The 17,326-nt window shown below is 39.9% G+C and carries 16 protein-coding genes; 6 read left to right on the top strand and 10 right to left on the bottom strand.

Annotated features, from left to right (window positions below; translation table 11 throughout):
- Positions 1-12: 12 nt before the first annotated feature.
- From ACFQ4X_RS00615 to ACFQ4X_RS00600, 4 genes are all read right to left on the bottom strand, one after another.
- Entirely contained in the window at positions 13-2,874 is a 2,862-nt protein-coding gene (locus ACFQ4X_RS00615) for an ATP-binding protein (protein WP_379832651.1), read from the bottom strand.
- An 8-nt stretch (positions 2,875-2,882) separates the two neighbouring features.
- On the bottom strand, positions 2,883-4,097 hold the full coding sequence (locus tag ACFQ4X_RS00610; RefSeq protein WP_379832650.1) for a metallophosphoesterase family protein: 1,215 nt from the start codon (positions 4,095-4,097) through the stop codon (positions 2,883-2,885).
- A gap of 337 nt (positions 4,098-4,434) precedes the next feature.
- The gene (locus ACFQ4X_RS00605; RefSeq protein ID WP_379832649.1) at positions 4,435-5,709 is read right to left on the bottom strand and encodes an ABC transporter permease; all 1,275 of its coding nucleotides are present in this window, start codon (positions 5,707-5,709) and stop codon (positions 4,435-4,437) included.
- Positions 5,702-6,601, bottom strand: coding sequence for an ABC transporter ATP-binding protein (locus ACFQ4X_RS00600; protein ID WP_379832648.1), 900 nt, complete (start codon positions 6,599-6,601; stop codon positions 5,702-5,704). The genes ACFQ4X_RS00605 and ACFQ4X_RS00600 overlap by 8 nt, the downstream gene beginning before the upstream one ends.
- 146 nt (positions 6,602-6,747) lie before the next feature.
- Between ACFQ4X_RS00600 and ACFQ4X_RS00595 the strand changes: the two genes are divergently transcribed.
- Together ACFQ4X_RS00595 and ACFQ4X_RS00590 are read left to right on the top strand one after the other, a co-directional pair.
- Positions 6,748-6,933 carry a YhzD family protein gene (locus ACFQ4X_RS00595; RefSeq protein ID WP_066286575.1) on the top strand — a complete coding sequence of 62 codons (186 nt, stop codon included), beginning with the start codon at positions 6,748-6,750 and terminating at the stop codon, positions 6,931-6,933.
- 29 nt (positions 6,934-6,962) lie between these two features.
- The gene (locus tag ACFQ4X_RS00590) at positions 6,963-7,397 is read left to right on the top strand and encodes a GNAT family N-acetyltransferase (RefSeq protein WP_379832647.1); all 435 of its coding nucleotides are present in this window, start codon (positions 6,963-6,965) and stop codon (positions 7,395-7,397) included.
- A 114-nt stretch (positions 7,398-7,511) separates the two neighbouring features.
- Here ACFQ4X_RS00590 and ACFQ4X_RS00585 read toward each other — a convergent pair whose 3' ends face one another.
- The 6 genes from ACFQ4X_RS00585 to ACFQ4X_RS00560 all read right to left on the bottom strand — a co-directional run bounded on the left by ACFQ4X_RS00585 (position 7,512) and on the right by ACFQ4X_RS00560 (position 13,335).
- Positions 7,512-8,996 (bottom strand): aldehyde dehydrogenase family protein, encoded by a 1,485-nt coding sequence (locus tag ACFQ4X_RS00585; RefSeq protein WP_066286574.1) that lies wholly within the window; start codon positions 8,994-8,996, stop codon positions 7,512-7,514.
- Between the two features lie 365 nt (positions 8,997-9,361).
- Positions 9,362-10,210 (bottom strand): Cof-type HAD-IIB family hydrolase, encoded by an 849-nt coding sequence (locus ACFQ4X_RS00580; RefSeq protein ID WP_379832646.1) that lies wholly within the window; start codon positions 10,208-10,210, stop codon positions 9,362-9,364.
- Between the two features lie 153 nt (positions 10,211-10,363).
- Complete coding sequence (locus ACFQ4X_RS00575) at positions 10,364-10,732, bottom strand: YlbF family regulator (RefSeq protein ID WP_379832645.1); 369 nt, start codon at positions 10,730-10,732, stop codon at positions 10,364-10,366.
- A gap of 50 nt (positions 10,733-10,782) precedes the next feature.
- Positions 10,783-11,919 carry a DUF445 domain-containing protein gene (locus tag ACFQ4X_RS00570; protein WP_379832644.1) on the bottom strand — a complete coding sequence of 379 codons (1,137 nt, stop codon included), beginning with the start codon at positions 11,917-11,919 and terminating at the stop codon, positions 10,783-10,785.
- An 81-nt stretch (positions 11,920-12,000) separates the two neighbouring features.
- Positions 12,001-12,702: a diphthine--ammonia ligase gene (locus ACFQ4X_RS00565; RefSeq protein ID WP_379832643.1), complete on the bottom strand. Its 702-nt coding sequence runs from the start codon at positions 12,700-12,702 to the stop codon at positions 12,001-12,003.
- Between the two features lie 27 nt (positions 12,703-12,729).
- On the bottom strand, positions 12,730-13,335 hold the full coding sequence (locus ACFQ4X_RS00560; RefSeq protein WP_379832642.1) for a polysaccharide deacetylase family protein: 606 nt from the start codon (positions 13,333-13,335) through the stop codon (positions 12,730-12,732).
- 131 nt (positions 13,336-13,466) lie between these two features.
- Between ACFQ4X_RS00560 and ACFQ4X_RS00555 the strand changes: the two genes are divergently transcribed.
- The 4 genes from ACFQ4X_RS00555 to ACFQ4X_RS00540 all read left to right on the top strand — a co-directional run bounded on the left by ACFQ4X_RS00555 (position 13,467) and on the right by ACFQ4X_RS00540 (position 17,318).
- Entirely contained in the window at positions 13,467-14,348 is an 882-nt protein-coding gene (locus ACFQ4X_RS00555; RefSeq protein WP_379832641.1) for a PucR family transcriptional regulator, read from the top strand.
- A 133-nt stretch (positions 14,349-14,481) separates the two neighbouring features.
- Positions 14,482-15,579 (top strand): ABC transporter ATP-binding protein, encoded by a 1,098-nt coding sequence (locus ACFQ4X_RS00550; RefSeq protein ID WP_379832640.1) that lies wholly within the window; start codon positions 14,482-14,484, stop codon positions 15,577-15,579.
- A gap of 310 nt (positions 15,580-15,889) precedes the next feature.
- Positions 15,890-16,672 (top strand): transporter substrate-binding domain-containing protein, encoded by a 783-nt coding sequence (locus tag ACFQ4X_RS00545; protein WP_379832639.1) that lies wholly within the window; start codon positions 15,890-15,892, stop codon positions 16,670-16,672.
- On the top strand, positions 16,665-17,318 hold the full coding sequence (locus tag ACFQ4X_RS00540) for an amino acid ABC transporter permease (RefSeq protein WP_379832638.1): 654 nt from the start codon (positions 16,665-16,667) through the stop codon (positions 17,316-17,318). Before ACFQ4X_RS00545 ends, ACFQ4X_RS00540 begins: the two co-directional genes overlap by 8 nt.
- Positions 17,319-17,326: the final 8 nt, after the last annotated feature.

The following is a 17,326-nucleotide window of genomic DNA, read 5'->3' as shown; positions in this document are numbered from 1 at the left end:
CCCCTCCTTAAATTATTTTTCAGCTAAAACAGAACCCTCTGGCCAGTGAATAAAAGGAACATTTGGCACAAGCGGCTCTAAATGCGAGTGGCAAGTAAAAAAGAGAACCTGCCTGTCCCGTGCAATTTCTTGAATCAATGACAGCGTGCGACGTGTCCTGTTTTGATCGAAATTCACTGCAATATCATCCATAAGTATCGGGAATTCAGCTGGACCGGCATTCGCTGCAACAGCGAGCCTGATCGCTAAATAAACTTGTTCTGCGGTCCCCCTGCTTAATTCATGCGGATAAAAGCGAGTTCCATCCCCTTTTAACACGACTAGTTCATTTGCATCCGTAAATAAAATAGATTGATATTCACCTTCTGTTATTTTACTAAAATAACCACTCGAAGTCTCTAAAACTGCTGGAAGCTTCGTTTGCTGGTAGTCTTCTTTCACCTTCTGCAATGCATGCTGAGCAAGACGCAGGCTGGCCCACTTCTTAACAAGAAGATTCCATTCATCCTTTAATAGTTCATATCGGTGCAAGTGCTCCGAGTATGTGCCATCCTCTAGAAGGTTTTTCAATTCCCAATGCAGTTTCGCTCTGTCTTCTGTTGCAGCGGTGTGCTCATTTTTCTGAAGTTCTTCTTTTCTTTCAAGATCCTCAAAAAGCTGAACCGTTTCTTCGTATTTCTCTGTCATCTTTTCAGCCATGCTTTCAATCACATGAGGTTCAAATCCTAATGACTGCAGCTGATTGTTTAGTGCATCCCGCTCAATAGATATCTTTGTAAAGGCGGCAGTTCTTTTGCCTATATCGTAATAAGCTTCTTCTGTATCAGCATAAGCTTCTTTCCATAGTTCGGCTATTCGATCGTTAATGTTCTGAATTTGATTTAATAGAGAGTCTTTTCGTTCTGATAACTCACTAAAGCTTTTTCTTAAATGCTCACTTTCCGCTTCATTTTTCAACTGGTTTTCAAGTTTTGTATACATCGCTTCGATTATCTTTGAGGAGTCTTCAGCAGTGTCAATCCCCAAGATATCAGCAAGCTTACTAGCTTCATTATTTAAACGAGCGAGTTCTGCTTTAGTATTCTCCAGTTTCTTGATCGCATTTTCTTTTTGTTTCATAACCTCTTTAATTTTCATGAGGCTGTTCATATAGCCTGATAACATCAGCTTCTCTTTATCGCCAGTATATCCATACTGTTCAGCCCATTTTTCTGCTTTTTCATACACTTTCGCTTCTTCAATCTCTAAATAATCAAGCTGTTTTGCAAGCTGCAGGTAAATATTATTCTCGTGCTGAAGTGCTGCTGTTAGCTGAATCCAAAGCTTTCGGTTTTCCTCGTCCTCAAGGAAACGCTGATTAGTTCGAGGCTTACTATCTTGTTGATAAATAGCTTTTTTACCACTGATGAATGCTAGAACACCCGCTAAAAGCAGCAGCACGATCCCCGCGTACATCACCGCTGTGTTTTCAGTAGACCAGCCAGACCAAATCAGAACAACTGCCGAAATAACAGGCAGCATCCAAGCGTATGCAGGGAAAGCTGTCATTTGATTTTTTTTATTTTTTTCTGTTTCATATCGAGCTAACTCTTCATCTGGCAGGAGCAAAGCTTTTCGTTCTGCTTCCTCTTTTTCCATGTACTCAAGCTTCACTCTGGAATCTTCTAAATCATCTTCTAATCTTCTCTTTTTCTCCAGAATGGCATTATGCTGTTTCAGGAGCTCCTCTTGCTCTTGGAGAGAAGATAAAGAAAGCGCCAATTCCTTAAGTTCCTCCTGACGCCATGTTTCTCCAATAGCTTCAAGTAATCCTGATTCTTCATCACGCCACTCATCTATTAAGGTGGTAAGCTGTATGAGCTGCTCTTGTAAATGCTCATATTGAGGAAGTTTATTAAACAATTGTTTAATTTCTTTTTGATAAGACAGCATTCGTTCATCTGTTTTTAGCATTTGCTGATCCTTATCTATTTTGAGCAATCGGTCTTCGATGTATTGCAATTCTCCATTTAATAGAGATACTTCTTTTTGCCATTGCTCATATCGCTGAATACCGTTTTCCGGAAAAGTCAGCTGTATCGTTCCAAATGACTTTAGTTCGTGATTCAGCTGTTTGTACTTTTCTAAAACAGGACGAAGCTCAAACAAACGTTTAATAGATCTTAGCTCTTTTTGAATATGACCCAGATCTCGGCTTGTTTCGTGCATCCTAGTCTCGAGTGATTCTTTTTGCTTTTCAATCATTTGATAGTTTTCATTTTTTTCCCTAAGCTTTTGCAGGGATTGGTCTGCATTCTTTAACTGCTCCAACTTTTCATTAATAACAGGCTTTTTCCCCGCTTTTTTAAACAAACCGGATTGTTTTTTTTCAAAAGTCTGTTCAATTTCCAGAAGGTCTCGATCACCTGAGATCGCCGTGCTAAGCAAGAAGTTACCTAGTTCTTCCGAAGTTAACTTATCGAGTTTCTGCAGCCCATCAAGTCCAAAGCAATACGCTCCCGAAAACAAAGACTGGTCCATTCCGTCTAATAATTGAATCAAAAAAGATTCATCTTTTTGCCGGCCTGTTTCATCATAGATCGTTACGTCTCCAGCAGCTTTTGTTCCGGCAACTCTCTCGATTGTCCATATCCCGAGGTTTGTATGTTCAACTGTCATCTTTCCGCCGGCCCGGCTGCCGTTTTTAGGGTCATACTGTCGCTTTGACTGGTTCTTCAAAGGAAAACCGAACAACATACATTTAATAAAATCCATCAATGTTGTTTTCCCTGCTTCATTTTCACCAAACAGCAATTGAAAACCTGAACGTTCCAAAGTAAGTTTACAGTCCTTTAATGCTCCAAAATGATAGATATGCAAAGAAACTATTTTCATAACCTCACCTATCCCTTATACAGTTCTGATAATAATAGCTGCTCAGCCTGCTTCTTCACATCTTCCCAATCCTCTTCATCGAGTGAAAGGAATTTCCTTGCCGTTCTATGTGTCTTCAATTCAGACAAAGCAGTTTCAAGCTCTCGATCGTCTTGCAGAACGTTCATAATATCTAGAAAAAATTGAGACTGCTTAATAGATAACTCATCTTGGATAGCAGGACGAACATCATTTTTTAATGAAACAGTATGCACGAACGAAATCTCTGCATCCTCTTCTCGCAATATCTCCTCAAGGTCTTCTAAGAAAACTCCATCCAATAGTTCTTCATATAGGGGTGTAGGCCCAGTTAATCGAATCGTAAGGAATATGCCTTTATGCGGATGTCTGTATGTATCTTTTATTTTTTCGCAAAGTGTAATAACTTCCTGTAAATTTTCGGCCTCATCACATTCGATCATTGCTTCATGCCACTCAATATCTGAAGTCGCATGAAAAACGCTCGTAGCCTGGTTGCCGTTAAGAGTAACGATATAACCGCCTTTTTCACCTGTTTCACCGCTATGTCTGCCTTGAATGTTTCCCGAATAACGGACAGGGGGATCATCATTAAGATCCATTTTTTTATGAATATGTCCAAGAGCCCAGTAATCATAGCCCTTCTTCAAAAGCTCAGATAATAAAAATGGTGCATAACGGCTGTGTCCGCTATATCCGTCCGCTTGTCCGTGCAAAATACCGATATGGTACAGTTCGTCTCGTTTTTCTGGAAAATGAATCGTACGGTTGTCCGTTACAGCTGAAGTTTCATAACTGAACCCATGAAGACAAGCAACCCTTTTCCCTTCTTTTTCATAGCAAAAAGTTTGAATGCTGCTTCCTTGAAAAAAGTGAACATTCTTGGGCCACTCAAGTGAAACCCACTGGCCATCGAGTGGATCATGGTTGCCATGAACGATGTATACTTCTATATGATGAGACTCTAGTTTTGCAAAACAATTTTTTAAAAAGGATTGCGCCTTTAAGCTCCGCTGACCGCTGTCATAAAGGTCACCGGCGATGATTACAAAATCTACTTCTTCCTGAATCGCTATATCAACGAGCCTATTAAACGACAAAAATGCACTTTCAAAAAGACGCTTAAGCATCCCTTCCGGCAACGAGGAAAGCCCTTTGAACGGACTATCTAAATGAAGGTCTGCACAATGTAAAAACTTTATCATTTCACTCATCCTCTTTTTCTACCATTCTTCCCCTCATTTTAACATATATACGAAAGCACGTTCGCTATTTTAAACAACAATTAGAGAGCATTACTTTTTTACGGTACGTGTTCTTATATTTATTACACGTTCGCCCGTTAGAGATGAACTTTCACCCGTTGGAGTGCTCGTTTCACCCCGACTTGCTCGTGTTCCACCCCAACATCAAGCCGTTTCACCCAGTGACCCTTCCTTTTCGCCTCATCCCCTTTCCTCTTCATTAAAATATTCTCAACCAAAATAAAAAACTGACGCCAAAAGGTATTATTTCTACCTTTTGGGTCAGCTTTCTCTTTTTTTACAGTCCAGTAGTATCCTTTTTTTCTGCTTTTGATAAAAGAAGTGCTTGTTTAAATAGTTTTAAAGATGGTGCGTTGCCGTACATAAGAACTCCTCCGCGATAAACGCGTGCTCCAATTACAGCAAACAGCAAAATAGCTCCGATTAAGACGCTGATTCCAAGTGCTGTTTCCCAAACTGGCAGCGAAAGCATACCTACACGAAGCAGCATGAGCATCGGTGTAAACAGCGGGAAGTATGAAGCTGCTGCTACAAATCCAGACTCTGGATTCTCTCTGCCGTACATCGCAATCATAAAGGCAGCCACAATCACGATAACAACTGGCGTCATTAGATTGTTTACCTCTTCTACTCTGCTGATCAATGAACCCATCATGGCAAAGAGAGTAGCATAAAGGAAGAATCCTAAAATAAAGAAAACGAGAGCATAAACGATTAATGAGATTGGTATTTCGTTGAGCTTCAGCTCCTGGATAATACTTTCGCTTCCGCTAAGATTTTCATTTAATTTTACCGCCACAAATCCTCCAGCTACAAATAGTGCAAGCTGAGTAAGCGCGATAAGAACGATCCCGAAGATTTTACCAAACATCTGTGTTACGGGTGATACAGATGAAATCAAAATCTCCATTACCCTTGAGGACTTTTCCGTTGCCACTTCAACCGCGATCATACTGCCATACATCATGACAGACATATACATGAAAAACAGAACAACATATACAAGGATATAGACTTGTGCTGCTTCTTCTTCACTTTTAGCCGTTGTAGACAGTGACTCTTTTTCGAATGATACTGGCAGATAGATTGCTGCCAGCTGTTCCTGATTTAATCCGATTGACTCAGCAGCTGATTTATTTTTGATCTGCTGCAATGCCATCTCTATATCAGTAATCAGACTCTGCTGTGTTACGTCTTCAGCTTTATACTTACCTGTAATGATGCCTGAAGCATCTTTATCTAAAATCAAAAGACCATCCAGGTCACCTTCAATAACCGCTTTTTCAGCATCACTTTCCGATTTCGTGTATGCTTCAGCTTTTAGATCATCTCCTGCTTGTTCTAACTGCGCTTGAAGAGCTGGGAGTGTATTGCCTGTTTTATCGATCACTCCTACCTTTGATTCTTCATCTCCACCGAACACTTTCGTAATCTCATTCATGTTCGTCACTACAAATAACAAGGCGATGGTAATAAGAGTCGTGATCAAGAACGGTTTTGATTTAATCTTAGAGCGGTATGTATGCATCATTACCGTAATGAATTTACTCATGAACCACACCTACCTTTTCAATGAAAATATCATTTAATGATGGTTCTTCGAGTTCAAACTTTCTAACAAATCCTTTGGACTGGACCGCTTGGAACAAGTCATGTGCAACTTCTTCCCTTTCAACTTGCAAAGTAATGCCATCTGCAGTCATGCGGTGCTTCAAAACGCCGCTTGTATCTTTTAAATAGGTAAGGTCAAAATCTGCTTTTACCGACACATTTTTCTTCCCAAAAGATCTCTTAATCTCTTTTAAGTTGCCCTGTACGACTGATTTTCCTCTATGCATGATGCACAAATGCTGACACAGTTCCTCTACGTGCTCCATTCTGTGACTGGAAAACACAATAGTCGTACCTTCTTTTTTCAATTCATGAACAGCACTCTTCAGAAGTTCAACATTTACGGGATCCAGTCCGCTGAACGGTTCATCCAAGATTAATAGTTCAGGACGATGAATAACTGCCGCAATAAACTGTATTTTTTGCTGATTTCCTTTTGAAAGAGATTCTACTTTTTTATTCAAGTATTCTTCCGCTCCAAAGCGCTTTAACCATTTATTAGTTTGTTCTTGAATGAGCGAACGAGACATTCCCCGAAGCTGTCCTAAATAGATTAACTGCTCCCTTACTGTAAGTTTGGGATAAAGACCTCTTTCTTCGGGTAAATAACCAACAAGATCACTAGTTTGATAAGATATTTCTTTATGATTCCAAGTAATCTTGCCCTGAGTAGGAGTCAATAAACCGAGAATCATTCTGAATGTTGTTGTTTTACCAGCACCGTTTGCACCTAACAAACCGAAAATTTCACCTTTAGGAATTTCTAAATTTAATCCATCTACCGCTGCAAAAGAACCGAACTGTTTACGGACGTCTTTAATAGTTAACATCAACTTCCCTCCCCGTTGTAAAATATACCATATTCTACCTCATACGTGGCGTGAAATCATAAGTTTCACACAATTTATTGATGATTTGGCAGGAAAAATCCGTCGAATGTTGAAATCACTTTTTAGATACGAAAGGAGCTAGACTTTTCATGAATACATATGCATTAACTGCCTACGAAAAGAACGGTGAAAAGATATTGGATGAAGCCATTACGGCATCAAATGATTCTGAAGCAAAACAACGTGGAGAAGCCCGTCTGGCTGAATTAAACATGCAAGAAAAAACGCATCGTCTGACTTCACCAAAGGGACAGCTGCTTCTTTTCCATCGCTAATGAAACTCATGGAAACGAGGGGAAAAACAGTGAGTGAAGTTATAATTCGAGAAGCACGCTATGAGGACAGTTACGAACTTTCTTTATTAATGGGTGAACTTGGCTACCCCACTGCTCCTGAAGAAATGACAGAGCGATTAGAAACGCTGCTTCCTAACGAAGCATATGCTTGTTTTGTAGCCTGCATAAACGATCAAGTTATTGGCATGATCGGTCTGACAAAAGGCATCTACTTCGAGAAAAATGGCTGCTATGCGAGGATCTCAGCGCTTGTCGTGAGTGAAGAATTCAGAGGCAACGGCATTGGCAAACAGCTTGTATACTATGGAGAAGAATGGGCAAAAGAACAAGGGGCAACTTCCATCTTGCTGAATAGCGGAAAACACCGGACTGATACTCATGATTTTTACCGGAGTTTAGATTATGACGATACAGGGCTTCGATTTATAAAAGTAATGCTTTAGCCGATGAAAAATTGCAAGATTTTCAATGAACAAAGAAAAACCGGGTGCTGGATCGTGGCACCCGGTTTCTCCTATTTTCCGATCATTTTATTGACCCCGTAATGTCTATGTTGTCTATTTAAGATTAACCCACACACTCTTAACTTCAGTGTAGTTGTTCAAAGCATAAGATCCCATTTCACGGCCAATACCTGATTGCTTGTATCCGCCAAATGGTGATGCAGCATCAAACGCATTATAGCAGTTCACCCAAACTGTACCTGCACGTAGCTTGTTAGATACATAGTGAGCTGTTTTTAAATTCTCTGTCCATAGTCCTGCAGCAAGACCATACTCAGAATCGTTCGCACGAGCGATAACATCATCCAAGTCATCAAACGGCATTGCAGCTACAACTGGTCCAAAGATCTCTTCTTTTGCGATCGTCATCTTATCATCAACGTCAGCAAAAATTGTAGGCTCTACGAAATATCCTTTATCAAAAGGAACAGATCCTCCTGAAAGAAGCTCAGCACCTTCATCTTTACCTTTTTGGATATAGCTAAGAACGCGATTATGCTGTTCTTGAGATACTAGAGGTCCCATTGTAGTTTCCGGATCAAGTCCAGGTCCCTGTTTGATCTTTTTAGCGTGTGACACAAGGTCAGCTACTACGTTATCAAACGATTTTTTCTGGATATATAAACGTGATCCCGCACAGCAAACTTGTCCCTGGTTGAACATGATACCGCTTAACGCACCAGGAACTGCACGGCTCATATCAGCATCCGGCAAGATAATGTTCGGCGACTTCCCGCCAAGCTCTAATGTAACACGCTTCAATGAGTTAGAAGCATTACGCATAATCAGCTTACCAACTTCAGTTGATCCAGTAAATGCGATCTTGTCCACATTTGGATGGTCAACTAGAGCTGCTCCTGTTTCACCAGCACCTGTTACAACGTTAAGCACGCCTTCAGGGAAGCCAGCTTCTTGAGCTAATTTAGCAAGGTATAATGCAGAAAGCGGAGTTTGTTCTGCAGGCTTTAATACAACTGTACATCCAGTCGCTAGTGCTGCTCCAAGCTTCCAAGCCGCCATTAATAATGGGAAATTCCAAGGAATGATTTGTCCAACTACACCTAGTGCTTCGTGGCGTGTATAGTTGAAAAAGCTTCCTGCAACAGGAATAGTCTGTCCAACAATCTTTGTTGACCATCCTGCATAGTAACGGAAATGCTCAATTGCCAACGGAACGTCAGCGTTCATCGTTTCTCCGATAGGCTTACCGTTGTCCAATGTATCAAGCTGTGCTAATTCTTCTTTATTCTCTTCCATTAAATCAGCTAGTTTATAAATTAAGTAACTGCGCTTTGATGCAGGCATCTTCGACCAGTATCCAGTTTCGAATGCTGCTCTAGCAGCTTTTACTGCCTTATCGATGTCTTCTGGTCCACCTTCTGAAACCACTGCAAGTACATCGCCAGTTGAAGGGTTTAATGTTTCAAATGTTTTTCCGCTTGCTGAGGAGACCCATTCTCCATTAATAAAATGTTTTTTTGTTCCGTTCAGGAACTCGGCCACCTTTGGTTTTAATTGTAGGTCTAATGTTTTTTCCATTTGAATCCTCCCTTTACAAAGTGAATCTTACGTAAATAATATTCGTCACGATTCATGAAAACCCTTTCATTTTCTACAATTGTAATAAAAATGAAACGTTTTTGACTAAATTCGGCAAATGCATGTCGAAAAATGCGGGTTATTGTTGAAGTATGATCTCTTCAGAAGCGCATAAATCTTCCTGAGCGCGCGTAAATCTTCTCGAACGCGCATAAACCTCCCCTGAACGCGCATAAGTCTTCCCGAACGCGCATAAGTCTTCCCGAACGCGCATAAATCCTTCCCATACTCCCGTGAACTGCCATTTTCGCAACAAAAAAACTCTTCCTGGACTATAAACATCCAGAAAGAGCCCTCTTCTAACCTTATTTCATCGTTTGGAAACGCATTTGCTTTCGGAATACCTCTTTTACCATGTACGGCACGCCTAGCTGATCGTTCGTGCGTGTGATCCACTTCGCCTTTTTCTTTACTTCATCAGGCGCATTAGCCATCGCTACGCCTAGTCCTGCAAATTCGATCATATCCAAATCATTGTAAGAATCGCCGATTGCCACCATTTCATTAGGCGCAATTCCAAGCTTTTCACCTAAGAACCGCAGCGCATTTCCTTTTGTTACTTTTTTCGCTGTGATTTCCAAGTTGCATTTTGTCGAAGAGGAATACTCAAAACCTGGCATTTGTTCTTTCAAATACTTCATAGCTGATTCGCATTCTTTTTCATCAAAAAACTGAACATCCATTTTAGGCGGCGAAACTTCTTGTGATAATACATAATCTCCGAGGTTCTCTGTAAAAGAAACAGGATAAAATAACGGATCGCCAGTGCTTAGTGTTAACTTAGCAACAAGCTGGCTTTTTTGTTTCAGCTGATTTCCAATTGAAAAACGCTCATGAACAACTCGCATATGACATTCGTAGTTCTCGAGTATATCTACAATTTTGTAGGTATCCTCCACTGACAGCCGGTTTTCCTGAAGCGGTTCGTCAAGAGATGAAGCAATGAAACCGCCATTATGGCTGATGAGATAATTGTTGATCTTTAGTGCCTTGGCTATCTTTTGTGTAGATGGAAAGCTCCTTCCCGAAGCGAGTGTGACATAGACCCCTTTTTGCTGCACATAATCAATGGCTTCTTTCGTTTCTTTATCGATACGGAAATTGCTTCGCAGTAGGGTTCCGTCGATGTCAATCGCCAGTAAACGGTATACCATGTTGCTCCCCCCATTTCGCGAAAATAAAGTATAAGAACTCGAGTTAAGTCTATGACCTTTAAACATGCTTTAGAACGCTGACAAGCCTATAAACTTATACACGTAAAAAAACCCCTGTTTCTATTTAGAAACAGGGGTTCAATCTACGAACGACTATTGCTGTTGTCCTTCTTCTTCAACCATTGGACCATAAAGCTCTTCCAACGGTTTTGTAATAACTTTATTCAGATCATTAATGATCATGCTCATGCGCTGTTCAGCAGCCATAAGCTTTGAGATTGTCTCGTTTTGCTGAACGTCAGCGAATAGCTTTTGAGCTTCTTCAATCTCTTCTTGCGTAACTTCTTGGCCGCTCATTTGCTTCTGCTGAAGATTTACTTGAATATCACGGAATTTGCCAAATAGTTCTTTTGTTTCCGGATTATTATTTACTTCATCATAGCTATTTTTTAAAGCTTGGAAGTCTTCACTGTTTCTTAATGCTTTTTCTAGATCGTATGCTACATCATATACGTTTGCCATTGGTAAAATACCTCCCATGAATTAAAGTACGGTACCCACTATAACAGACTCTACAAAAATAGTACAAGGATACCCTGAAACAGACCAATAATTCCACCTAAAAGTGCTCCGAGCCACGTAATCATCTTCAATTCACTTTTTGCAATCGATATAATGATTTCCTCTAATCGCTCAAGTGAAAACGTCTCAACTTGCTCTTCCACAATTTTGGCCAAATGCATCTTTTCCAGAAGAACATCGAGGCGTGCTGTAAATAGATCCAGCCCAGCTGCAACAGCTTTTGGTGTCAGTTCATCAATCAGCCAGTTTTCGAATGTTTCTGCCAACGTACTGACCGGAGTGTTTAAATATTCTTCGATCGGCAGTCTTTGCGCGATTTCTTTTGCCAGACCTGCTGTAATGTCAGGCATGTTTAATAGAGCAACAGCTTCTCCCATTCTTTTTTCCATAAAACCGCTGTATTCTTGCTGAAGTAGTTTAAGCAATGTCTCACGAGTATTTTCATGTTTTAAAAATTTCATAAGCTCTGGCTGTACTTTTTCAGCAATACTGACGTTTCCGAAGAACATAGAAACCATGTTGACAAGCATGCCCTTATCCATTAGAAATGCGTCTATACCGCTTGCTAAAGCCTTTCTGCCTTCTGTACTCTCTAAATAGAGCACACCTCTGTTTAATAGCCAGTCCACAACTTCAGGCAGCTTTTCCTCACCTGCTGCTACAAACTTTTCAGGCAGAACATCTTTCATTTCTTTGCTGTTTGATTCTTCGAGCATATTTTTCATTCTGTTCGCAAGCCAGGTTTCGGTCGTGGTTTGGATACGGCTTTGAACATCTTCAACACCAAAGTCTTTTTTCAACAATTCTTGTATCGTTATGTCACTCTGTAAAAAGCGTTTAACCTCACCTTGAACGAGTTCAGTCATCTCTGAACGAAAGCCCGAGTCATTGATTTTTGTCTGTACTCCCTCAGCTGTCAAAAGATGCTTCGTAACTGTTTCTCCTAACTGGACAGCTAACTGATGCCTTCTTTTCGGAATGAGTCCAGGAGTAAAAGGCACTTTGAATTTACCAATATACAAGGTATTAAATGGCCGGAAAAGCATTTTAATAGCAATCAAATTTGTCAAACCGCCAATAAATGCTCCGACAACGACCATGATTGTCAATGTAAGCCACATATTCATATATCATTCTCTCCATTACTGCTTAATCTATCTTCTAAGTATACGCCATTTTAAAAGCTGCAAGCAATTTGGACTTAAGGCTTACTCTTTATCACCATTGTCCGGAAGCAGATCTACATAATAAAAGCGGTCTTCACCTGTATACATATCTTTTGCGAGCCTGAACTCACCTAACTTATACGCAATAGGAAAAGAAAAGTTCGGTCCGTTAAACACAAATGTATGAAACTCTCCATTTTCTCCGCATATGTCATGTTCAGGAGGATACTCACGAATAAACTGTTTATTAATTACTCTTCCGGAAAAGGAGGAATCTATTTTAAATGTGTCCACGCAGCAAACTACCGTTTTAAAACCATTTTCCACAAATTCATTTAACAGCTTTTTCGAATCTTCTCCCCAAATAGGAAAAACAGGGGTTAGTCCTGTTCCTTCAAGCATCTTTTCACGATAGGCTTTAACATCCTCTAAAAAAATATCACCGAACATAATATAAGAAATGCCATCAGCTATCATTTCATCAACAGCTTCTTCCATACGCTGCTGATAGACTTCATTCGGGCAATCACGCGGTATCCAAACTTTTCTTAGCGGGATGCCTAGGGACTCAGACTGAAGATCCAAAAGCCTGTTTCGAACGCCATGCATCGTTGTCCTGTCATAGTCTTCTGTTAACGTGGTCAGCAGCGAATCAACCTCCCACTCACCGGATCTCTGCAATCTATGTAACGCTAAAACAGAGTCTTTTCCCCCGCTGAACGATACAACAATTTTTTTCTTCATAGATCCTCCCACCTTTTATTTACTAGTTTATAAAGGAGGCAGCTCGAACGAATAGCCTTCCGCTTTCAGATCTGTTATCAGTTCATCAAGAATGGTCACAGTTTGCTTGAGTTCATGAAGCAGTATTACTGAACCGTTCTCAGCATAATTAAGGATGTTATGAACGATATGATCTGGACTTTCTTTATGCTCCCAATCCAGTCCCGCTACTTCCCATAAAAACGGTGTAACATCTAATTTTTTTAGAACTTCAAGTGTATCTTCATTAAACTGGCCATATGGCGGACGGAAATACTTCATCTGCTGACCGGTTAATTGTTCAATATGCCGCTTATTTGATGTAATATCGTTGCGCTGTTCCTCCTGGCTAAGTTTCGTCAAATCTCTATGCCGCAGTGAATGGCCGCCTATTATATGGCCATCATCTAACACCCTCTTCCACGGACGGTGTTTGTGCAGCAATCGGGACTGCCAAAAGAACATCGCTTTTACTTCATGCTTATTTAAAATATCTAAAATCGGAACCAATACCGAAGAAGGTCCATCATCAAAAGTCAGAATCAGAGATTTTGATGAAAGATTATTCCAGTCCCGTTTGTTCGTCCATATTTCTTTATTCTCCCAGTCGTACACGACCGTTGATGAAGTTACTCAAGGGCATTTTTTCATCTCCCTCTCCTCCTGTTCTTTCAATTCCGTTTTTTAATACTGCATAACATTGCTATAATAATAACAAGCTTTCCCTTGAAAGGATATGAAATAGGATGCTCAATAAATTAAAGAATCACTATAAAGAGACAATGACTACTGACCTTTCAAACCAATCGGAGTACATGTGGTTCACTACACATGCCGGAGAACCGTTTGGCATAAAACAATCTGCTATTTCCGATTCAGAAGTACAGCTGCTGCAAAGCATGTTTGATAAGTATGAAAATGAAGCAATAATTCAGTACACGCCTGCACAGTTAAAGTGGAAGAAAATCCTTTCAGGTGAAAACAAAGTTAACGGTCAAGGATTCTATCGTTATATTCATTTCTTCAGCAAGCAGCCCATTCTTGATTACACCTCTTTCTCAGAGGCTGTCAGTGGACTTTTTCCTGAAGAAGCTGTTCTGCTTTTAAATGAAGGCAACAAGAGCGGAGTAATTATTGAAACATCTAAACAAGAGTTTAATGACACACCTTACGAAGCTTTGAAAGATACTTTGTCTACTGATTTTTACATGGATTTGTCGATCTACATTGGTTTATTTCAAACCAATCTGGCTTTGGCAGCAGAAATATATGAACGTGAAAAAAATGACTATTTAAGCGTTAAAGGGTATTTGCAACCAAAAGCGGTTTATACCATTGCCGATCTTCTACCTCTGATGCTGCTTCAGACTGCTAGTCCCAACACACAAAAAACATTGACAGGACTGCTTTCCGAATGGATGGAAGAAGACAAAGAAACAGTTAATACAATTAAAGTTTTTGTGGAATGCAACATGAACATCTCACTTGCTGCAAAGAAACTATATATTCACCGCAACAGCCTGCAATATCGAGTGGATAAGTTCTTTGATCGAACAGGCATTGACGTGAAACAGTTTAAGAATGCCCTTTCTGTGTACATGGCCATATTGTCACTGGAACAGTTATAGTGTTCTTCCTCTTTGTGCAGTTTGCATAAAGAGGCTTTTTTATTTTGGGCATGTCGTCCATTTACGCCATCGTTATGAAAGCGTAAACTTAAAACATTAAAGAAAACGTTTACATCGGAAGGGGATTATTAAAATGGCAGGCATTAAGTTAAATAACATCGTTAAACGATATGATAACAAAGTAACAGCTGTACATGACTTCAATCTTGATATTTCTGATAAGGAATTCATCGTATTCGTAGGTCCATCTGGATGTGGTAAATCAACTACACTTCGTATGATCGCTGGTCTTGAAGAAATTTCTGAAGGTGAACTAGTAATCGATGAGCGCGTTGTAAACGATGTTGCTCCAAAAGATCGCGACATCGCGATGGTATTCCAAAACTATGCACTATATCCTCACATGAACGTGTATGACAATATGGCATTCGGACTTAAGCTTCGTAAGTTCAGCAAAGATGAAATCGATAAGCGTGTTAAAGAAGCAGCTCGTATTCTTGGTCTTGAGCAATACTTAGATCGTAAGCCTAAAGCTCTTTCCGGCGGTCAGCGTCAGCGTGTTGCCTTAGGACGTGCAATCGTTCGTGACGCAAAAGTATTCTTAATGGATGAGCCTTTATCTAACTTGGATGCTAAACTTCGTGTTCAAATGCGTGCGGAAATCACGAAGCTTCATCAGCGTCTGCAAACAACTACAATTTATGTAACGCATGACCAAACAGAAGCAATGACAATGGCAACTCGTATTGTTGTTATGAAAGACGGACGCATCCAGCAAGTTGGATCTCCAAAAGAAGTTTATGACACACCTGAAAATATCTTCGTTGGCGGATTTATCGGAAGCCCGGCAATGAACTTCCTGAACGGAACTTTAGAAGATGGTTTCTTTAAGATCGGTGACATGAAGATTGCAGTTCCAGGCGGCAAGATGAAAATCCTTCAGGATAAAGGCTATACAGGGAAAGAAATCGTACTTGGTATTCGCCCTGAAGACATTCATGATGAGCCTGTATTCTTAGAGTCTTCTTCAAACACGAAGATCGATGCGAAAATTGATGTTGCTGAATTAATGGGTGCTGAAACATTCCTTTACTCAACAGTAAGCGGACAAGATTTCATTGCACGTGTTGATTCACGTACCGATATCCGCAACGGACAAAGCATTTCCCTTGCATTTGATATGAACAAAGCGCATTTCTTCGATAAAGAAACAGAACTTCGCATTCGTTAATATACCTTTTAAACAAGCTCTGCTAATTTAAAGCAGGGCTTTTTTTGTTGTATGAGAACCACACCATCCATAAAATGTAAAAATATGTGATGAAGTCTTGTTTGACTCTCCATTTTTATGACTGAACATTTTTATGTGATCGTCCTTAATTTTTATGTGATCTTGTATACCCAGTTAAAAAATAGAACCAATTTCCCTGTTATTTTTTTCTTTCTCGGGGAAAATGTTTAATGATTGACGAAACGGAAACTGGTTATTACAATTAATTCTATAAAAATTGTCGGGATTAACTCGACTAGGAGGACTTCATTTGAAAAACACACTTAAACTCATATTGGTACTCGCACTTTCAGCTATTGTATTATCAGCATGCGGCACATCTGATCAATCTAAAGATTCTGGATCTGATAAAGATAAAAATGTTTTGACGATTGGTACCGAAGCTACATATCCGCCATTCTCATACCGTGATAAGAAAACGAATGACATTACTGGTTATGACGTTGAAGTTGCGAAAGAAGTAGCAAAAAGACTTGATATGAAACCAAAATTTGTAGCGACAGAGTGGAAAAACATGTTTACGTCACTCGACTCAAAGCGTTTCGATCTTGTTGCAAACCAAGTTACGATTACAGACGAAAGAAAACAAAAATATGTTTTCTCATCTCCATATACGGTTTCTGGCGGTCAAGTAATCGTCAATAAAGACAACAATGATATTAAAAGCATCGAAGACTTAAAAGGAAAAGTAGTTGGGACGACACAAGGCAGCAACTATGCAGCAGAAGCTGAAAAAGCTGGAGCAAAAATAAAGTACTATAAAGGCATTGCACAAGTTTTAACCGACCTTGATGTGAATCGAGTTGATGCAGCAATGAACGATCAGCTATTCATCTTAACGGAATTAAAGAAAACCGATTATAAAGTAAAGGCTGTAGGAGAACCTTTTAACAAGAACGAGATGGCATTTGCGTTCCGAAAAGACGATAAAGAACTTACTGAAAAAGTAAATAAAGCTCTTGAGGAAATGAAAAAAGACGGCACTTTAAAAGAGATCTCTGAAAAGTATTTTGGAGAAGATGTAAGTGAATAATTTATCTGAGATTCTGATCAACTCCCTCCCCTATCTGCTGGAGGGAGCTGTTTTTACTATCCTCATCAGCTTATTTTCTATTTTAGGTGCTCTTATCTTCGGGCTCGTGATCGCCTTGTGCAGAATGTCATCAAGCAAGATTCTTTCGGGGTTTGCTAAAGGATATATTTCTTTTTTTAGAGGAACGCCATTATTAATTCAATTGCTGATTCTTTATAACGGATTTACATTTATTTATGTACCAGAGGGATGGCAAGCTGCATTGGCCGGTTTGATCCTGCATTTCAGTGCATATATTGCTGAATCCTATCGCGGTGCTATTCAATCCATTGAAAAAGGACAATGGGAAGCCGCTTTCTCATTAGGAATGAACCGATATCTGACATATAAAGAAGTCATACTCCCGCAAGCGTGGAGAATATCAATTCCATCTGTATGGAATTCTTTAATCGATATTGTAAAAGCTTCATCTCTAGCGTCTGTCATAACGGTTCCTGAATTAACACTTATGGCAGATCAGATCAGTGCATCGCAGCTGATTGTATTGCCTGTATTATTAGAGGCTGCGGTTATTTATTGGATCTTAACTTCTTTACTGGATGGTTTAAGAGTTTTACTGGAACGCCGAATCAGAATTAGCCAATAGCCTTCATG

The organism is Fictibacillus halophilus, assembly GCF_042680145.1.
Taxonomy (GTDB): domain Bacteria; phylum Bacillota; class Bacilli; order Bacillales; family Fictibacillaceae; genus Fictibacillus; species Fictibacillus halophilus_A.
Note: the sequence above shows the minus strand (reverse complement) of the source record. Positions and strands in the feature narration are given on the sequence as shown.

Excerpts from the sequence above, each read along its gene's own strand:
- ACFQ4X_RS00570 (WP_379832644.1), bottom strand. The coding sequence starts at position 11,919 with ATGAATATGTGGCTTACATTGACAATCATGGTCGTTGTCGGAGCATTT.
- ACFQ4X_RS00550 (WP_379832640.1), top strand. The coding sequence starts at position 14,482 with ATGGCAGGCATTAAGTTAAATAACATCGTTAAACGATATGATAACAAA.
- ACFQ4X_RS00610 (WP_379832650.1), bottom strand. The coding sequence starts at position 4,097 with ATGATAAAGTTTTTACATTGTGCAGACCTTCATTTAGATAGTCCGTTC.
- ACFQ4X_RS00595 (WP_066286575.1), top strand. The coding sequence starts at position 6,748 with ATGAATACATATGCATTAACTGCCTACGAAAAGAACGGTGAAAAGATA.
- ACFQ4X_RS00575 (WP_379832645.1), bottom strand. The coding sequence starts at position 10,732 with ATGGCAAACGTATATGATGTAGCATACGATCTAGAAAAAGCATTAAGA.
- ACFQ4X_RS00585 (WP_066286574.1), bottom strand. The coding sequence starts at position 8,996 with ATGGAAAAAACATTAGACCTACAATTAAAACCAAAGGTGGCCGAGTTC.
- ACFQ4X_RS00555 (WP_379832641.1), top strand. The coding sequence starts at position 13,467 with ATGCTCAATAAATTAAAGAATCACTATAAAGAGACAATGACTACTGAC.
- ACFQ4X_RS00565 (WP_379832643.1), bottom strand. The coding sequence starts at position 12,702 with ATGAAGAAAAAAATTGTTGTATCGTTCAGCGGGGGAAAAGACTCTGTT.
- ACFQ4X_RS00605 (WP_379832649.1), bottom strand. The coding sequence starts at position 5,709 with ATGAGTAAATTCATTACGGTAATGATGCATACATACCGCTCTAAGATT.
- ACFQ4X_RS00615 (WP_379832651.1), bottom strand. The coding sequence starts at position 2,874 with ATGAAAATAGTTTCTTTGCATATCTATCATTTTGGAGCATTAAAGGAC.
- ACFQ4X_RS00580 (WP_379832646.1), bottom strand. The coding sequence starts at position 10,210 with ATGGTATACCGTTTACTGGCGATTGACATCGACGGAACCCTACTGCGA.